Here is a 17,213-nt window from a genome sequence, read left to right on the forward strand (position 1 = left end):
CGTCGCATTAACCTCAAACATAATCAAAATTAAGTATGTTTCAGCCTGTCAGCTTATTCGTTGGCTTAAGGTATGCTACGGCTGCCAAAGGTAACGCATTTATTTCTTTTATATCGTTTTTTTCTATTGCGGGTATCTCACTAGGTTTGATGTCGCTGATCACTGTCAGCTCTGTGATGAATGGCTTTGAGCAAACCTTAAAAACCGCGATGCTTGATTTGATCCCACATGTTCAGGTCAAGCAAACTAGCGCGTCACAGTTTAATAGTGAGTCATTGATGGCTGAACTGATGGCAAAAGAACAAGTAAAACGTGTACAGCCTTATCTGACTTCAGATGTTATTTTACAAACTAACAAAGAGCTGGTTGGCGTGCGCCTACAAGGGGTTTTTGACGGTTACAAGAACCCAGTTGAGCACTCTGTATATAGTGGCACCAGCCAACGCTTAGTTTCGCAAAAATATCAGCTGATGATAAGCCGCTATCTCGCCAGCAAACTTTCCGTCGGGGTGGGAGAAGAGATTAGGGTGATCATGCCTGATGTCACAAGTTACACACCGCTTGGGCGCGTACCAATGCAGCGACTGTTCAGCGTGGCTGCAATTTATGACTCCAATAGTGAAGCTGATACAAGCTTAGCTTTTGCTGATGGACGAAGCTTAGCTCGATTAATGCGTCGCACAGATAGCGCTCAATATGATGTGAGTATTACGTTGGATGATGCTTTCTCCTTGGCTGAGTTTTATGAAGAAATGCCTAATTTACAGCAGCAATATGTTGTTGATGATTGGCAGTCGCAACAAGGCACTTTGTTTGCCGCGGTAGCGATGGAGAAACGTATTATGTCGCTGTTACTTGGTCTCATCGTAATTGTGGCGATATTCAATATTCTCTCGGCGCTTTCGATGATGGTACGAGAAAAGCAAGGAGAGGTGGCGATTCTGCAAACCCTTGGCTTTACACCAACCATGATAGGCCGAGTGTTCATGATACAGGGCTTATATAATGGCCTGATTGGCACGGGAATTGGCGTATTCTTTGGACTGTTAGTGGCCAACAATATTAACGAAATTTTGCAATTTACTGGGCTTTCACTTTTGGGCGGTGCCAGTTTGCCGGTTGTTTTTTCAACGTCAAGTTTACTGATGATGACGTTGGTAAGTATTGCCTTGAGCTTTATAGCGACACTTTATCCCGCGAAAAAGGCAGCAAGTGTATTACCAGCTGAGGTATTAAGATATGAATGATTTAGTTATAGATTGTAAAAAGTTGGGTAAATCTTATCAAGATGGGAAAGCACAAGTTGAAGTGTTAAAAGGTGTGGATCTACAAATCAAACAAGGTGAAATGCTTGCTATCGTCGGAAGTTCGGGTTCTGGAAAAAGTACCTTGCTTCATATTCTTGGCACCTTGGATAGCGCCTCATCGGGTACTGTGAGTATTAAAGGCGTGGAGGTGGCAAAATTATCAAGGGCAAAACAAGCCGAGTTTCGTAACCAACACATGGGCTTTATATATCAGTTTCATCACCTGCTGATGGAGTTTACAGCCTTAGAAAACGTGGCAATGCCACTGTTGATAAGAGGGATGAGTATCAAACAGGCCGAACCAGAAGCGCAGGCTATGTTACAGCGGGTAGGATTAGGGAAGCGCGCATCTCATAAGCCATCGGAATTATCTGGCGGTGAACGCCAGCGTGTGGCGATAGCTCGCGCATTGGTCACTAAACCTGCATTAGTACTTGCTGATGAACCAACCGGAAACCTAGATAAGCACAATGCCATCAATATCTATGAGTTACTTGCTGAGCTTAATCAGCAACTTAATACCAGTTTTGTGGTAGTAACGCACGATTTGGAATTAGCTGAAAAGCTGGGCCGCAGCGTTCAATTAGACGATGGTGTGATTGCTGAGGTGAGTCATGCTTAGTGCATTTTTGAGCAAACGTTTTCGTCATGCCAAGAGACGAACAGGGATCGTTAGCTTATTAAGCAAAGCCTCTACACTCGGTGTTATGTTGGGCGTGACAGTTTTGATTGTAGCTTTATCGGTCATAAATGGTTTTGAACAGCAGTTAGAAGAGCGACTTCTTTCAGTGGTTCCCCATGTCAGTTATCAAGCGCCATATGAGCCGATATCAGACTGGCCACAAAAGGTAGAAACGCTGGAAGCTCATTCGAACATAATGGCTGCAACGCCAGAGATCAATTTGACTGCCATGGTGCAGTATAAAGGTAAGCTCAAAGCATCGCAGCTCAAAGCAATAGTACCTCATTTACACCATAAAGTTTCCAACGTCGGTCGTTATATTCAGGGCAAAGCCATATCGCAACTCGCTGCTAACGAAGTCGTGTTAGGAGCTAAGATAGCACAAGCGCTTGATGTGCAAGCCGGGGATAAAGTAACGCTGTTGGTCGCCAATCAGCACGCAGAGCAGCCGCTTGCCGCGCCAAAAAGGTTAACGTTGCAAGTAGTAGCGACCATCAATATGGGTGGGCCAATTGACGAAAGTTTGACCCTAACACATATCAGCGCGCTGCAAGAAACGCTTGGGCTGAACAAAAATCAAGTGACAGGACTTCGAGCAAAGGTCAATGATGTATTCAGTGCCCATGATATCGCCATGAGTGCAGGGCAGAGTATTCCCGACTTAGTATATGTGAATAGCTGGTTTAGAACACAAGGTAGTTTATATCAAGATATTCAAATGGTTAGAACGATAGTTTTCTTAGTTGTGTTTTTGATTATCGCAGTTGCGAGTTTTAACATAGTCTCCTCCATGGTCATGGAGGTGAAAGATAAACAGGCAAATATCGCGATTTTAAAAACCATGGGGGCAAAAGATAGTACTATATTCGCTACGTTTGCGTTGCAAGGGGTGACTTACGCTACAATTGGTGCTGTTATTGGCACTCTTTTCGGGGTATTAATGGCTATTAATCTGCCTGACTTATTTAATGCTATTTACTCGAGTCCAGAAAGTAACCCCCTGTCAGGCGTATACTTTGTTGAGTTCTTGCCATCGAAGTTAGTGTGGTCAGATATATTTATCACTTTGACTGTGACGCTTTTGCTGGCAACTCTTGCAAGTGTTTACCCTGCATGGCAGGCGACTAAAACCGATCCTGCACAGGTACTTGGGAACAACTAACGGTTGTGGCTTACGCGACATATTATGTATTGTACCTTGATGCTTGCAAGCACGTTCGTAAACCCGTACATTACAGTCACAATTCAAGCTTAGGTAAGAAGTAGATCATGAGCGAACAACAGTTAACACCACAGCAAATTGAAGAACTAGAAAGACAATGGCAAAGAGAGTGTTTTCAAAATGCTCAAAAGCACTTGGCCGAGAAGGGTATTATCCCAAGTACAGTTTTTGATAATGAAAGCCGCTTTTTAGCGCCACTTTGCGCAATTTGGAAAATGAAAGCACAAAATGGTAAAAACTACTGGGTGATCACGGGTCGATTACCAACAGATCATATGGAAGCAAGTGCAGCGAAAACAGCACGAGAAGCAATTAAGTACTTTTCATACCGTTGGCAGTTAAAAGCAGATGATATTCTGGCGACAAGTAAACATGACGAAACACAAGTCAAGTTTGCAAACCTACTTGTTAACAGTGCCCATGGAATATATGAAATTGCAGATAGAGAGCAACTTTGGGCTAATGAAGCATCGTAAATGGTTCGGTGTTGAATGAGGAGATAGGGCACTTGAGCTTTTGCCTCGGGATCCCTGCTTCCATAAATACACAACCTTGTTTTAAAAAGCCGCTCTCAATAAAGTTCGGAACTTCATCAAGTATACAATTAACATAAATTGTGTCTAAGCCTTTTTCACTGGCAATCAGTACAAGAAAGTTTAGCAACGAAGTGTACGCCTCCCTGTTGCGGTGGGATTGCAGCACCGCAATTCGGCTAATTAATCCATCAGGGCTTAGCCTTCCTGTTCCTACCGCTTCATTCTTCTCGCTGTGAATGATAACGTGTTCCGATAGCGCGTCTAGTGAGTCAAATTCGACTTCTTTTGGTATGTGAAGCTCGTATACAAATACGCGTTCACGAATTTGCTTTAGCAGCGCCTTTTTCTGAAGCCAACTGACCTTGTCAACGTGGTAACTCATGATTCCTCCACCGAATACATAACGTATTTGCGCAGGTTACCAAGTTATTAAGTGCCTATTTTTGCTGCTATTTAGTTACAGTGCTAGTGTCTGCAAAGTAATAAATAAAAACCTAAATCAACTTGGCAACGGTCACAGTTTGAACGCCTCAGTCAAGCTATTCAAACTCATCGTCTTCTTGTAAGTAATACGTTCCCTCACTAATCAGTTTAGTTAAGGTTTTCATAAATTCCAAACGACTAAATGATTCTTTTATTTGTGATACTGTAAATTCAGTTTCGTCGGTTAACAGCTTTACACTCTCAAGCGTTTCTAGTGGTAAAGTATAACTCTCTCCATTAACACTTAATAATATGGAGTGACGTAAAACTTGGTACATCGAACGAACACCACCTGCGCGAATAATGACTTCACTTGTCTCAAGGTATTCTTGCAAGTCATCTACGCTCAAAGGCTCATCTAATGGTGCCAAATCCATATCATGCTTGGCTTGACTGATCATGGTTCCAAACCAGTGCTTGAAGGTATTGTCATCGGCAAGAACGTCTTGCATCAGTTTGCGTACATTATTGATTTCAGTATCGCTGATTTGACCAATAGATTTGGGAGTAAGTAAATCAGGGTCGCTATAACGTGTATTTCCAAGCTCATGGTCGATAAGGTAGTCGGCGAAACTTGATACCAAATCTTTTTGATCTGGCGCTCTAAATCCGACGGAGTAGTTAAGTGCATTCTCAACGGCATATCCTTCATGAGGACAACCCGGCGGTATGTAAAGGATGTCTCCAGGCTCTAATACCGAATCAATGATAGCCTCGAAGGGCTCTACTTGCAGCAGAGATTTATTTTTTGCAAATTGTTTTAGGTTCTGATCGGGCAAACCAACACGCCAGTGCCTTTTACCTTGGCCTTGAATAATGAACACATCATACTGATCTAAATGCGGGCCAACCCCTCCGCCAGGAGTCGAGTAACTGATCATCAAGTCGTCAATCCGCCAATTCGGAATAAATCTAAAGGGTGTGAGTAATTGTGCGGCTTCAGGATGCCAGTGATCAACCGCTTGCACCAAAAGTGTGCTGTTTTCTGGAGTTAGCAGTGTGAAGTCTTCGAAGGGCCCATGGTGTGCTTGCCAATCGTCGTTATGATTGGTGATCAAGCGAGATTCAATGCTTTCCTCCATCGCCAATCCAGCAAGTTCTTCAGGCTCTATAGGGTCAATAAAGTTGCTGAAACCAGACTTAATTAGTAAAGGCTGTTTTTGCCAATACTGCGATAAAAACTGCGCTGTGGTTAGATCATTAATTCTCAATTGGTACATAATTTTTCCATAAAAAAAGCGAAAGAAATGCTTCTTTCGCTTTATAACTTAATTTACGTGTAAGTTATACGAGCTCGTCGATAAAAGCTTCCGCACGGCCGATATAGTTAGCTGGCGTCATTTGCTTCATCTGTGCTTTTACATCTTCAGGTAACTCTAAGCCGTCGATAAACTCAGCCATAATGCTTTGGTTGACACGTTTACCACGGGTAAGTTCTTTAAGCTTCTCATATGGCTTCTCAATACCGTATTTACGCATAACTGTTTGAATAGGCTCTGCAAGTAGCTCCCAATTTTGGTCAAGTTCTTCAAGTAGCTTGTCAGCGTTCACTTCAAGCTTGCTAACACCTTTAAGCGTTGCTTGATAAGCGATCAGTGTGTAACCCATACCGACACCTAGATTACGTAGCACTGTTGAGTCAGTCAGGTCACGCTGCCAGCGAGAAACAGGTAGTTTTTGTGCAAGATGAGCAAAAATAGCATTCGCTAAGCCAAGGTTACCCTCTGAATTCTCAAAATCGATTGGGTTAACTTTATGTGGCATTGTAGAGGAACCAATTTCGCCAGCTACCGTTTTTTGCTTAAAGTGGTTAAGCGCAATATAGCCCCAAACATCACGATCAAAATCAAGTAGAACAGTATTGAAACGAGCGATAGCATCGAATAATTCTGCAATGTAATCATGTGGTTCGATTTGTGTGGTAAACGCATTCCAGGTTAAGCCAAGGCTAGTAACAAACTGCTCTGCGTGAGCGTGCCAGTCATAATCAGGGTAGGCACTTAAGTGTGCATTGTAGTTACCAACAGCGCCGTTTATTTTGCCAAGAATACCCACTTGTGCGATTTGATCACGTTGACGCTTCAAGCGAACATACACATTGGCAAACTCTTTGCCCATAGTTGAAGGAGAAGCAGGCTGACCATGGGTACGTGTCATCATAGCGACAGAACGGTATTCAACTGCTTTTGCTTTCAGTGCAGCGAGTAGTTCATCGCAATAAGGCAACAATACTTTGTCACGTGCTTCGCTTAACATTAAGCCGTGAGACAAGTTATTGATGTCTTCAGATGTACATGCGAAATGAATAAACTCATTAATAGCATTTAATTCAGCATTATCTGCAACCTTTTCTTTTAAAAGGTATTCAACAGCCTTAACGTCATGGTTTGTTGTACGTTCTATCTCTTTGACTCTAGCGGCATCAGCTTCACTAAAGTTATCAACTATGCTGTCTAATAACGCGTTAGCTTCATCGCTAAATGCAGGTACCTCAGCAATGCCTGGGGCTTGGGCTAGTGCTTGTAACCAACGTACTTCGACAGTGACACGGTACTTAATTAAGCCAAACTCACTGAAGATGCCACGTAATTCGGTAGTTTTACTGCCGTAGCGACCATCCACTGGAGAGATAGCGGTTAACGCTGAAAGCTCCATAATTTCTCCTAAACTAATTGGTTTTGAACGATATTTTAAATTCTGCTTTGTGCTTGGGCGATAATTTTTTTCTTACCGAAGAAAAACTGGCGGCGTTTACCACCTAGTTGACGCCAAAGCACAGCACTACGAATACCCGCAAGTAGTAGTGCTCTAACTCTTTGCTGAACTGCAGGTTGTTTTAGCAATTCAGGTTGCCCAAATACTTGGATCTTTTGTCCAAGCGGACTAATCACTTCACTGTAAATGTCAGCGAAAGCCGCAATGATTGTGTCATCGCATAGATTGAAATGTTGTAATTGGCGCTCTATATCTTTAAGGCGCTTTGCAAGCATATCGAGTGCTTTTTTATTGCTGGATAAAGCCCTTTCCAGCTGCATTAAGCTGCCCACATACTTAACCATCTCTACGTCTTTTTCACCTTGTGGGGTTAGTTGTGCAAGCAAGGTGCGATAACCAGACTTCAAAGCAAAGTGATCCGGGTAAACGTCTTCAGGTTTATCTGGGGTTAGGTTGACGATGCTTTGTAAAAAGCCCTCAACTTCACGTTCATTAAACTGACCAAATTTTGCAGCTTTTTGAACTAAGTGTGTTATTTGACACATTGCCGCAAGTGGCATTACATAGTTTGCTGCCATTACTTAATCACCGAATCAATAATTCCACCGCCTAAGCAAACTTCATTTGCGTAAAAGACAGCCGACTGACCTGGCGTGACTGCTTTTTGTGGCTCATCAAACAGAACACGTGCCATGCCGTCTGCACCAACGAGTAAGGTACATGGAATATCAGTTTGGCGATAACGGGTTTTTACGGTGCAGCGGGTGGTGCCTTTAGGTCCCGTACGGTCAACCCAATGAAGTTGGTCGGCATTTAGACCGTTGCTGAAAAGACGAGGGTGATCTTTACCTTGTCCTACAACTAGCACATTACGCTCAATATCTTTGTCAACAACGTACCAAGGCTCACCATTACCTTCTTTCATACCGCCTATTAGTAGACCTTTACGCTGACCTAGAGTGTGATACATAAGGCCTTCATGCTCACCTACCTCATTGCCTTCGGTGTCTTCTATTTTGCCAGGCTGGGCGGGTAGAAACTTTTGTAGGAAGTCCTTAAATTTACGCTCACCAATAAAACAAATGCCTGTACTGTCTTTTTTGTCATGTGTAATTAAATCTTGCTCTTCTGCGATACGACGTACCTCAGGCTTGGCAATATCACCAACAGGGAAAAGCGTTTGAGCTATGTGCTCATGACTTAAAGTGTATAAGAAGTAACTTTGATCTTTGTTATCGTCCAAACCGCGACACATAACAAACTGACCATCGCGTTCTTCTCTACGAACATAATGACCGGTGGCGATGTAGTCGGCACCTAGTGCTTGTGCGGCAAATTCTAAGAACGCTTTGAATTTAATCTCTTTGTTGCACATGATGTCGGGGTTAGGTGTACGGCCGGCTTTATATTCAGCTAAGAAGTATTCAAACACATTGTCCCAATACTCAGCTGCAAAGTTTACGGTGTGTAGTTCAATACCTAATTTGTCACAGACAGCTTGCGCATCTTTTAAGTCTTCAGCGGCGGCGCAATATTCATCATTATCATCTTCTTCCCAGTTTTTCATGAACAGGCCTTCAACCTGATAGCCTTGCTCTTTTAACAGATACGCTGAAACCGAAGAATCAACACCGCCGGACATGCCAACGATGACTTTAATGTGACTATTATCGCTCATAATTTTTTGCTGTAAATCTACCTGATGTGGAAAGGCCGTGATTATAGCACGCAAAAGCCTGCCGCTAAAAGTCGATATCTCTATCAATAACCGCTGAGTATCTTATATTCGCCATTTTTTAATCCATCAAGGGTGTATTTTCCAATCTTTGCTCTAATTAGTCGCAGTGTTGGATGGCCGACATGCGCTGTCATTCTACGAACTTGGCGGTTTTTACCTTCACTTATGCTGATGCTTAACCACGTTGTAGGAATACTTGCACGTTCTCGAATTGGTGGAGTTCTTGGCCAAATATCTGGCTCTTCAATAACTTTAATAGTGGCAGGTCGAGTTAGACCATCTTTGAGCTCTACACCCTCAGATAGAGCTTTTAAAGCTTCATTTGACGGAACACCTTCGACTTGCACCCAGTAAGTTTTAGTGGTTTTTTGATTGGGGTTAGTTAATTGATGTTGTAGTTTTCCACAGTTGGTTAAAAGCAATAGACCTTCGCTGTCTCTGTCTAAACGACCTGCGGCATAGACATGCTTTTCTTTGATGTAATTAGCAAGCGTTGCGCGATTTGCGTCATCGGTAAATTGACACAAAACATCATAGGGCTTGTTGAACAAAATTATTTTTACTTGTTCTGGAGGGAGAGCCTGTTTGACAGGGCGTTTACTTTGAAACTTGGTCTTAGGCTTGTTTCTATTACTTTTGTTGAACTGTGTACGGGCTTTATTCATTACTTCACCGATTAATTGTAGCGCTATGAATTGTATCATTGCCTGTGATAGTGACAAAGGGGCGAGTTGCACAATGTTTCACGTGACAAATGAATGTAACCTAACTAACTTATAGATATGACTTTAAAGTAACCCGATATGTAACTATGACTAATACGCCTGCCATCCACTTGATTTATTTGTTGGGTGTTTTTACGGCATGTAACTGTGTTGCAGAAGAGGACATCTATGGCTTGTCTCTTGAAGAGTTACAAAACGTTACTGTAACCATCGCAACCAAGACGGATACCCAACTTAAATATGCCCCTTCAACGGTCAGTTACTTTTCGAGACAAGATATCCGACTGTTAGGTATTGAAACACTGAGTGAATTATTTGCCCACATTCCTGGGTTTTATCCAATGTATAATTCGGTCGAAGGTAACCAATCTTATCTGATCACACGCGGACACCCACAAAAGTACGCTAACACGCTTTTAGTTTTAGTTAATGGTCAACGTTTGAACGAAGACTATACAGGTGGAATTAACTACATAGACAGGTTTGTCAGCTTACATAATGTTGAGAAAGTTGAGGTTATTCGGGGCCCAGGTTCGACTTTATATGGTTCAAATGCGTTTAACGGTGTTATTAATATCGTGACCAAAATAGAGAATAATATTGCAGTTGCTGTGGGCTCGTTTGACAGACGAGAAATCAGCGGGGGCTTTAACTATCAAGGTGATCAGTTATCCTTTGGCGTTGATGCGCGTATTTATGAAGATGATGGTGATACTTTAGGAAATGTATTTGATCGATTTAATATTCAAACTACTACAAATGATGCACACAAGGCGAATCAGTTAGAGGCCTATCTATCCTATGCGGGGTTTACCCTCAGAAACCATTATTTTAATTCAAAGCGTAAGAATCATTACCTGTTTCGCAGATTGAGAGATGGAACGACGCATGTAGAAAACAAACACTGGCTATCTCGGCTGGAATACCAAAATGCTCAGCAGCAAGAGTGGATGTTTAAAGCGGGGCTAGAATATTCCAAGGCCAAGCGTAAATCTCTTTCGGCGCTTGAACTAAAAGGAGCAGGGCCTTTTACCCAAGCGGATTTTCTATTTGGAGAAAACTTTACGCATGATTCTTTTCGAGCAAATATTGATTACAGTTACCAACTATTTGCTAAGCATAGAGTATCTGCAGGGCTCGAATTCGTTCGCTCCCAAGTGCCAGGAGGGTATTTACGCAGTAACTACAATATTTTTGGAGATCTCGAATACTTCGGGAATGTGGTTGAGTTAACGGCACCCGAACAGCGTATTATCTTGGATAACGAACGGCGTATAGAAATGGTTTACGTACAGCTGGAATCAGTATGGAATGACCAGTGGCGCTCAACATTGGGCTTACGTAATGATGCGTATAATGATGTGGCAGATAAAACCAACCCTAGGGCAACTTTGATCTACAGTCCAAATGAACGGCACACCTTTAAGTTAATTTATGGCCAAGCCTACCGAGTGCCTTCACTTGGAGATTTGTATGACGAAGAAAGCGGCTTGACGATAGGTAATCAAAACCTCCATCCAACAACAATCGAGGCATTAGAATTTGTGTATCAATTTGTCGGTGAGGGTTTTTCGATCAGTACTAGCTTGTTTAGGAACGATATTAACGATCTGATAGATTTTCGTGTGGATGGAGATAATGTATTTCTAGATAACATTGCAAGTAATACTGCACAAGGTGTGGAAATAGACTGGCAACTGAGGCTGTTTAACAAAGTGCAATTAAAAGGATTTATCACGCACCTGTTTAGTAATCAGACACATATTGAGGAAGCACAGCAAATAACGCCATCAGACATACTCGTTCCGAGAACCTACAGCATGACATCACTTATGTATTATCCGAATAAAAACTGGAGCATCTCGGTGTCGGTCAATGGCAGAAGTGCGGTGGAAGTTTTGTCAGATAAAGATTCAAACACAGCGGTTTCTGCGGCGGTTAATTATCAACTGAGTGATAATATGTCATTGTCATTAGATATCAATAACGCATTGGATACAGAGTATAGTACCAGCGCTATTATTCCGTTTGGAGAGAAGAACAACCAGCCATTTGGAGAATATCAAGCAAGAGGGCGCAACGTTTCACTGTCCTACAGATATCAGTTTTAGTGTATAAATAATAAAAAAGCCTGCATATGCAGGCTTTTCCACATTGCTACAACGTTACACTAGCTTAGCTAGGATTTCGTTGAATGTGTTGCTAGGACGCATTGCTGAAAATGCTAGCTTATCATTTGGTTGATAGTAGCCACCTACATCCATAGCTTTACCTTGTGCACCGTTGAGTTCAGCTACGATAGTTTGCTCTTGAGCTTCTAAATCACGTGCAATCTCTGTGAACTGAGACTGTAACTGCGCATCAGCTGTTTGTGCTGCAAGCGCTTGAGCCCAGTACAGTGATAAGTAGAAGTGACTGCCGCGGTTATCCAACTCATTCACTTTACGTGAAGGAGATTTGTTCTCATCTAAGAACTTACCAGTTGCTTGGTCAAGTGTATCAGCCAATACCTGTGCTTTAGTATTGCCAGTCACTTGACTCAAGTGCTCTAAAGATGCGGCTAAAGCAAGGAACTCACCTAATGAATCCCAACGTAAGTGGTTTTCTTTCTCGAACTGTTGAACGTGCTTTGGTGCTGAACCACCTGCACCTGTTTCAAATAAACCGCCGCCATTCATCAGTGGCACGATAGACAGCATTTTAGCACTTGTACCAAGCTCAAGAATTGGGAATAAGTCAGTTAGGTAGTCACGCAGTACGTTGCCAGTTACAGAAATAGTGTCTTGACCGTTTTTCATGCGCTCAAGAGAGTATAAAGTTGCATCTACCGGCGCTTTGATTAGGATTTCAAGGCCGTCAGTATCATGCTCTGGTAGGTATGCTTGTACTTTTTTGATTAATTGCGCGTCGTGAGCACGGTTTTCATCTAACCAGAACACCGCTGGTACTCCAGTCGCGCGAGCGCGGTTCACTGCAAGTTTAACCCAATCTTTGATTGGCGCGTCTTTAACCTGACACATGCGCCAGATATCGCCGTGCTCAACATCATGTTGAAGCAGTACATTATCGTTGCTGTCTACAACGCGGATGATACCCGCGGCTGGCGCTTCAAACGTTTTGTCGTGTGAGCCGTATTCTTCAGCTTTTTGTGCCATCAAACCAACGTTAGGGATTGTTCCCATAGTACGAGGGTCAAATGCACCATTTTGTTTACAGAAGTCAATTGTGGCTTGATAAACGCCTGAGTAGCAGCGATCTGGGATCACAAAGTTAGTGTCTTGCTGCTTGCCTTCAGCGTTCCACATTTGGCCACTTGTACGAATAGCTGCTGGCATTGATGCATCAATGATCACGTCACTTGGTACATGTAGGTTAGTGATGCCACGATCTGAGTCTACCATTGCAATGCTTGGGCTAGACTCATATACCGCTGCGATATCAGCTTCTACTTCTTGACGCTTCGCGTCGTCAAGCTGTTGAATCTTAGAATAAACATCACCTAAACCATTGTTTACATCTACACCTAGTTCAGCGAAAAGCGCTGCGTGTTTAGTAAATACATCCTTATAGAAAACCTTAACAGCGTGACCAAAGATGATTGGGTCTGACACTTTCATCATGGTTGCTTTCATATGCAGTGAAAACAGTACGCCTTTGTCTTTAGAAGACGCGATTTCAGCAGCTAAAAACTCTTGTAAAGCAGCAACGCTCATGCGTGAAGCGTCAATGATTTCGCCGGCTAGTAGTGGTGTGCTCGCTTTTAAAACAGTAACATCGCCATTAGCTGCTACATGCTCAATACGAACATCTGTTGCTTCGCTGACGGTTGTAGATTGTTCTGAGCCGAAAAAATCGCCGTCAGTCATGCTTGCAACATATGATTTTGAATCAGCTGACCAGGCACCCATTGAATGTGGATTCTTACGAGCATACGCTTTAACTGAAGCAGGTGCTCGACGGTCTGAGTTACCCTCACGTAATACTGGGTTTACCGCACTTCCTTTGATTTTGTCATAAGTAGCTTTGATTGCTGCTTCTTTGTCATCTTTTGGTTCAGCAGGGTAGTCTGGCAGTGCGTAACCTTTTTCTTGTAACTCTTTAATGGTTGCACGAAGCTGAGGAATAGAAGCACTGATATTCGGTAACTTAATGATGTTGGCTTCTGGTGTCTTCGCCAATTCACCCAGTTCTGCAAGTGCGTCGTTGATACGCTGTTCTTCAGTTAAGAACTCAGGGAAGTTAGCAATAATACGTCCAGCAAGAGAGATATCACGAGTCTCTACTTCTACGCCAGCGGCATTGGTGTAAGCTTGAATGATCGGAAGCAATGAGTAAGTGGCAAGTGCCGGAGCTTCATCGGTTTTGGTGTAAATAATTTTTGATGTCATCATCATTCCTAGATTTGTGGCTTTTCGCCATTCAACAATGCAAAGGGAATGCTATGTTGCCTAAGGCAACAGGTTATAGCAAGTTTGTTAGATATTTTCACTTTGCACGTAAATAAAAATATCTAACCTACCTAACGACAACGAACGCTATTGTAGCAAGCAAAATAGATGAGGGCTAATTAGAAATTTTAAAGGGGAAGGGACAAAAATTATAAGGAATATGAAGCGAGCAACAATTGCAGCCCGCTTCCGATAGCCAAAACTACAACTAAACTAACTCTTCATCACGCGGAGCGATGTTGGTAGCGTGCAGGCCTTTAGGCCCCTCTTGTAGCTCGAATGTTACATCCTGACCAGCTTTAAGCGTTTTGTATCCATCCATTACAATCGTTGAGTAATGGGCGAAGATATCTTCCTCACTGCCGTCTTCTACGATGAAACCAAACCCTTTGGCATTGTTGAACCATTTGACTTTTCCGCAAGCCATACTTCTACATCCTTCTATAAGTTGACTAATTTAGTTAATCTAAACTTTATAATTTGCTAGACTGCCCATAGATTAAGCAATCTAATTAGGACTGTAGTTTATATAAGCAGTCAGTCAAGTTTTTTAACGAATTTTTTAACATTTTATTTATTTTTTAATTCAAGTTTGCTTGAGTTACCAAGACAAGACTATATTTAATTATGAGTGGGACGAAAGAATCAGGTGTGATAGACACGGTACGCGAAAGTGCAAAGCAAAAGCTAAGCCCACCGCGTAAGTACAAGGTCATTTTGAACAACGACGATTACACGCCAATGGAATTTGTAATTGAAGTTTTAATGACATTTTTTAATATGGATAGCGAAAGAGCAACTGAGGTGATGCTGAAAGTGCATCATGAGGGAAAAGCTGTATGTGGTATATATCCTGCAGATATTGCCCACACCAAGGCTGAGCAGGTCAATCGTTACGCTCGCGACCATGAGCATCCTTTGCTGTGTAGTTGTGAGCAAGAATAACCTTTTTAATTCTCGTTTGGGGGTTGCCAATGCTAAATAAAGATCTAGAAGTTACCTTAAACGCCGCTTTTCGCGAGGCGCGCACGCGTCGCCATGAATTCATGACAGTTGAACATTTGTTATTGGCGCTAATTGATAACCCATCGGCAGGAGAGGCGTTAGGCGCCTGTGGGGTGGATATAGAAAATCTAAAACGGGAATTGTCAGAATTTATTGACGAAACAACGCCTGTTATTCCCGATTTAGAAGAAGACAGAGAAACGCAGCCAACGTTGGGCTTTCAGCGCGTATTACAGCGTGCAGTGTTTCACGTACAATCATCAGGGCGTAGTGAAGTTACCGGTGTTAACGTGTTGGTAGCGATTTTCTCAGAGCAAGAAAGCCAAGCGGTTTATTTGTTGAAAAAGAGCGATATTAGCCGCCTCGATATTGTTAATTTTATTTCTCATGGTATTTCAAAAGTTGATGAGGAATCTGATCACGATGATCATGAAGACATTCATGACGATTCGAGTGACGTACAAAACGAAGAAAAAACTAAGTTGGAGAACTTTACAACCAACCTCAATACGTTAGCGCAAGCAGGACAGGTGGATCCGCTCGTAGGACGTGATGATGAAGTTGAGCGTACGGTTCAAGTTTTATGTCGTCGTAAGAAAAACAACCCTTTACTTGTTGGTGAAGCAGGGGTGGGTAAAACAGCTATTGCTGAGGGACTTGCATATCGCATTATCAACAAGCAAGTACCTGAAGTTATCGAAGATGCAGTGGTTTATTCGCTAGACATGGGGGCTTTGCTTGCGGGGACTAAATACCGAGGTGATTTTGAGAAACGTTTCAAAGCATTGCTTAAGGAGCTGCAGTCAAAACCACAAGCAATATTATTCATTGACGAAATACACACCATCATAGGTGCAGGTGCTGCGTCGGGTGGCGTGATGGATGCATCAAACTTGATAAAGCCATTGCTATCTAGCGGTCAACTCCGTTGTATGGGCTCAACCACATATACTGAGTTTAAGAATATTTTTGAAAAGGACCGAGCGCTAGTTCGTCGATTCCAAAAAATTGACGTGGTGGAACCGAGTGTGGCTGATACCACCAAAATCTTATATGGACTAAAAGAGCGTTATGAAGAGCATCATGGTATTCGTTATACGCAAAAGGCATTGCGAGCTGCAGCTGAGCTAAGTGCCAAGTATATTAATGAGCGTCATTTGCCAGATAAAGCAATTGATGTGATTGATGAAGCGGGTGCTAATCAGCGCTTGCAACCAGCATCAAGACGTAAAAAAACAATCGGTGTTTCAGATATTGAGATGATCGTATCAAAAATTGCGAGAATTCCTCAACAAAGCGTCTCTAATAGTGATAAAGAGACCTTGAAAAACTTAGATCGTAATTTGAAAATGTTGGTGTTTGGTCAAGACCAATCTATCGATGCTTTAACGTCAGCAATACGTCTGTCTCGATCAGGGCTTGCTAATGAAGATAAACCGATCGGCTCATTTCTGTTTGCAGGACCTACCGGGGTAGGTAAAACAGAGGTAACTAAGCAGTTAGCTAAGTGTATGGGTGTGGAGTTTATTCGCTTTGATATGTCTGAATACTCAGAGCGTCATGCAATTAGCAGATTAATTGGTGCGCCTCCTGGTTACGTAGGATTTGAACAAGGTGGACTGCTGACTGATGCGGTAATAAAACACCCCCATGCAGTGGTGCTTTTAGATGAAATTGAGAAAGCACACCCAGATATTTACAATATCTTACTGCAAGTTATGGATCACGGTACATTAACTGACAATAACGGTCGCAAAGCGGATTTTCGCAATGTAGTTGTAGTTATGACCACTAATGCGGGTGTGCAGGAAACCGTGCGTAAATCTATTGGTTTCCAAGAGCAAGATCACTCACACGATGCAATGGTTGAGATCAATAAGGTGTTTACGCCTGAGTTTAGAAACCGACTAGATAACATCATTTGGTTTAATCACCTTGAAAAAGAAGTTATTTTGCAAGTTGTTGATAAGTTTGTAGTGGAACTACAAGCACAACTGGATAAAAAGTCAGTTAACTTGGAACTTACTTCCGCAGCGCGTGAATGGCTTGGTGACCTTGGTTATGATAAAGCTATGGGGGCAAGACCGATGGCAAGAGTTATCCAAGACAAGCTTAAAAAGCCACTGGCGAACGAGATCCTGTTTGGTAAGCTAAGCGAGGGTGGTAGTGTTAAAATTGGCGTTAAGGCTGGAGAGCTGGACTTTAGATATGAGTCTAATCTTGTATCGGCATAGCATCAGAGCTTTACACGTCAAAAAGCCTAGCATTTGCTAGGCTTTTTGTTATATATCGAATACTCACCGATAGTAACAACGACTTATCATTTAAATAAAATAGCTAAATGCAAGTGAA

15 protein-coding genes are annotated in these 17,213 nt (G+C 42.4%); 7 read left to right on the forward strand and 8 right to left on the reverse strand.

Going from position 1 to position 17,213, the window contains the following annotated elements:
- Positions 1–35: 35 nt before the first annotated feature.
- From L1070_RS11815 to L1070_RS11830, 4 genes are all read left to right on the forward strand, one after another.
- Positions 36–1,247 (forward strand): lipoprotein-releasing ABC transporter permease subunit, encoded by a 1,212-nt coding sequence (locus tag L1070_RS11815; protein ID WP_237125698.1) that lies wholly within the window; start codon positions 36–38, stop codon positions 1,245–1,247.
- The gene (gene lolD / locus L1070_RS11820; RefSeq protein WP_070987052.1) at positions 1,240–1,929 is read left to right on the forward strand and encodes a lipoprotein-releasing ABC transporter ATP-binding protein LolD; all 690 of its coding nucleotides are present in this window, start codon (positions 1,240–1,242) and stop codon (positions 1,927–1,929) included. The genes L1070_RS11815 and lolD overlap by 8 nt, the downstream gene beginning before the upstream one ends.
- Complete coding sequence (locus L1070_RS11825) at positions 1,922–3,151, forward strand: lipoprotein-releasing ABC transporter permease subunit (protein WP_070987050.1); 1,230 nt, start codon at positions 1,922–1,924, stop codon at positions 3,149–3,151. Before lolD ends, L1070_RS11825 begins: the two co-directional genes overlap by 8 nt.
- A 107-nt stretch (positions 3,152–3,258) precedes the next feature.
- Positions 3,259–3,687: a DUF4826 family protein gene (locus L1070_RS11830; protein WP_237125699.1), complete on the forward strand. Its 429-nt coding sequence runs from the start codon at positions 3,259–3,261 to the stop codon at positions 3,685–3,687.
- On the opposite strand, the gene L1070_RS11835 is transcribed toward L1070_RS11830, so the two are convergent.
- The 6 genes from L1070_RS11835 to L1070_RS11860 all read right to left on the reverse strand — a co-directional run bounded on the left by L1070_RS11835 (position 3,671) and on the right by L1070_RS11860 (position 9,348).
- Positions 3,671–4,129 (reverse strand): GNAT family N-acetyltransferase, encoded by a 459-nt coding sequence (locus tag L1070_RS11835; protein ID WP_070987046.1) that lies wholly within the window; start codon positions 4,127–4,129, stop codon positions 3,671–3,673. The genes L1070_RS11830 and L1070_RS11835 overlap by 17 nt on opposite strands.
- A gap of 157 nt (positions 4,130–4,286) precedes the next feature.
- Complete coding sequence (locus L1070_RS11840) at positions 4,287–5,450, reverse strand: cupin domain-containing protein (RefSeq protein WP_237125700.1); 1,164 nt, start codon at positions 5,448–5,450, stop codon at positions 4,287–4,289.
- A 64-nt stretch (positions 5,451–5,514) separates the two neighbouring features.
- Positions 5,515–6,885 carry an adenylosuccinate lyase gene (purB, locus tag L1070_RS11845; protein ID WP_237125701.1) on the reverse strand — a complete coding sequence of 457 codons (1,371 nt, stop codon included), beginning with the start codon at positions 6,883–6,885 and terminating at the stop codon, positions 5,515–5,517.
- Positions 6,886–6,920: 35 nt separating this feature from the next.
- On the reverse strand, positions 6,921–7,523 hold the full coding sequence (hflD, locus tag L1070_RS11850; RefSeq protein WP_237125702.1) for a high frequency lysogenization protein HflD: 603 nt from the start codon (positions 7,521–7,523) through the stop codon (positions 6,921–6,923).
- Positions 7,523–8,623: a tRNA 2-thiouridine(34) synthase MnmA gene (gene mnmA, locus L1070_RS11855; protein WP_070987039.1), complete on the reverse strand. Its 1,101-nt coding sequence runs from the start codon at positions 8,621–8,623 to the stop codon at positions 7,523–7,525. Before mnmA ends, hflD begins: the two co-directional genes overlap by 1 nt.
- An 83-nt stretch (positions 8,624–8,706) precedes the next feature.
- Positions 8,707–9,348, reverse strand: a complete 642-nt coding sequence (locus L1070_RS11860; RefSeq protein ID WP_237125703.1) for a pseudouridine synthase — start codon at positions 9,346–9,348, stop codon at positions 8,707–8,709.
- Positions 9,349–9,494: 146 nt separating this feature from the next.
- Between L1070_RS11860 and L1070_RS11865 the strand changes: the two genes are divergently transcribed.
- Positions 9,495–11,519 carry a TonB-dependent receptor gene (locus L1070_RS11865; protein WP_237125704.1) on the forward strand — a complete coding sequence of 675 codons (2,025 nt, stop codon included), beginning with the start codon at positions 9,495–9,497 and terminating at the stop codon, positions 11,517–11,519.
- Between the two features lie 54 nt (positions 11,520–11,573).
- On the opposite strand, the gene L1070_RS11870 is transcribed toward L1070_RS11865, so the two are convergent.
- Both L1070_RS11870 and cspD read right to left on the reverse strand, forming a co-directional pair.
- Positions 11,574–13,796 carry an NADP-dependent isocitrate dehydrogenase gene (locus tag L1070_RS11870; RefSeq protein ID WP_237125705.1) on the reverse strand — a complete coding sequence of 741 codons (2,223 nt, stop codon included), beginning with the start codon at positions 13,794–13,796 and terminating at the stop codon, positions 11,574–11,576.
- A 268-nt stretch (positions 13,797–14,064) separates the two neighbouring features.
- On the reverse strand, positions 14,065–14,283 hold the full coding sequence (cspD, locus tag L1070_RS11875; RefSeq protein WP_237125706.1) for a cold shock domain-containing protein CspD: 219 nt from the start codon (positions 14,281–14,283) through the stop codon (positions 14,065–14,067).
- A 200-nt stretch (positions 14,284–14,483) separates the two neighbouring features.
- Between cspD and clpS the strand changes: the two genes are divergently transcribed.
- Both clpS and clpA read left to right on the forward strand, forming a co-directional pair.
- Positions 14,484–14,801, forward strand: coding sequence for an ATP-dependent Clp protease adapter ClpS (gene clpS, locus L1070_RS11880; RefSeq protein ID WP_070987030.1), 318 nt, complete (start codon positions 14,484–14,486; stop codon positions 14,799–14,801).
- Positions 14,802–14,830: 29 nt separating this feature from the next.
- On the forward strand, positions 14,831–17,095 hold the full coding sequence (clpA, locus tag L1070_RS11885; protein WP_070987028.1) for an ATP-dependent Clp protease ATP-binding subunit ClpA: 2,265 nt from the start codon (positions 14,831–14,833) through the stop codon (positions 17,093–17,095).
- Positions 17,096–17,213 lie beyond the last annotated feature (118 nt).

The sequence above is a fragment of the Pseudoalteromonas sp. MMG022 genome (assembly GCF_021654245.1).
Taxonomy (GTDB): Bacteria; Pseudomonadota; Gammaproteobacteria; order Enterobacterales; family Alteromonadaceae; genus Pseudoalteromonas; species Pseudoalteromonas amylolytica.

Coding starts and splice junctions, on each gene's coding strand:
- L1070_RS11830 (WP_237125699.1), top strand. CDS start 3,259: ATGAGCGAACAACAGTTAACACCACAGCAAATTGAAGAACTAGAAAGA.
- clpA (WP_070987028.1), top strand. CDS start 14,831: ATGCTAAATAAAGATCTAGAAGTTACCTTAAACGCCGCTTTTCGCGAG.
- purB (WP_237125701.1), bottom strand. CDS start 6,885: ATGGAGCTTTCAGCGTTAACCGCTATCTCTCCAGTGGATGGTCGCTAC.
- L1070_RS11870 (WP_237125705.1), bottom strand. CDS start 13,796: ATGACATCAAAAATTATTTACACCAAAACCGATGAAGCTCCGGCACTT.
- clpS (WP_070987030.1), top strand. CDS start 14,484: ATGAGTGGGACGAAAGAATCAGGTGTGATAGACACGGTACGCGAAAGT.
- L1070_RS11835 (WP_070987046.1), bottom strand. CDS start 4,129: ATGAGTTACCACGTTGACAAGGTCAGTTGGCTTCAGAAAAAGGCGCTG.
- mnmA (WP_070987039.1), bottom strand. CDS start 8,623: ATGAGCGATAATAGTCACATTAAAGTCATCGTTGGCATGTCCGGCGGT.
- cspD (WP_237125706.1), bottom strand. CDS start 14,283: ATGGCTTGCGGAAAAGTCAAATGGTTCAACAATGCCAAAGGGTTTGGT.
- L1070_RS11865 (WP_237125704.1), top strand. CDS start 9,495: ATGACTAATACGCCTGCCATCCACTTGATTTATTTGTTGGGTGTTTTT.
- lolD (WP_070987052.1), top strand. CDS start 1,240: ATGAATGATTTAGTTATAGATTGTAAAAAGTTGGGTAAATCTTATCAA.
- L1070_RS11825 (WP_070987050.1), top strand. CDS start 1,922: ATGCTTAGTGCATTTTTGAGCAAACGTTTTCGTCATGCCAAGAGACGA.
- hflD (WP_237125702.1), bottom strand. CDS start 7,523: ATGGCAGCAAACTATGTAATGCCACTTGCGGCAATGTGTCAAATAACA.
- L1070_RS11815 (WP_237125698.1), top strand. CDS start 36: ATGTTTCAGCCTGTCAGCTTATTCGTTGGCTTAAGGTATGCTACGGCT.
- L1070_RS11860 (WP_237125703.1), bottom strand. CDS start 9,348: ATGAATAAAGCCCGTACACAGTTCAACAAAAGTAATAGAAACAAGCCT.
- L1070_RS11840 (WP_237125700.1), bottom strand. CDS start 5,450: ATGTACCAATTGAGAATTAATGATCTAACCACAGCGCAGTTTTTATCG.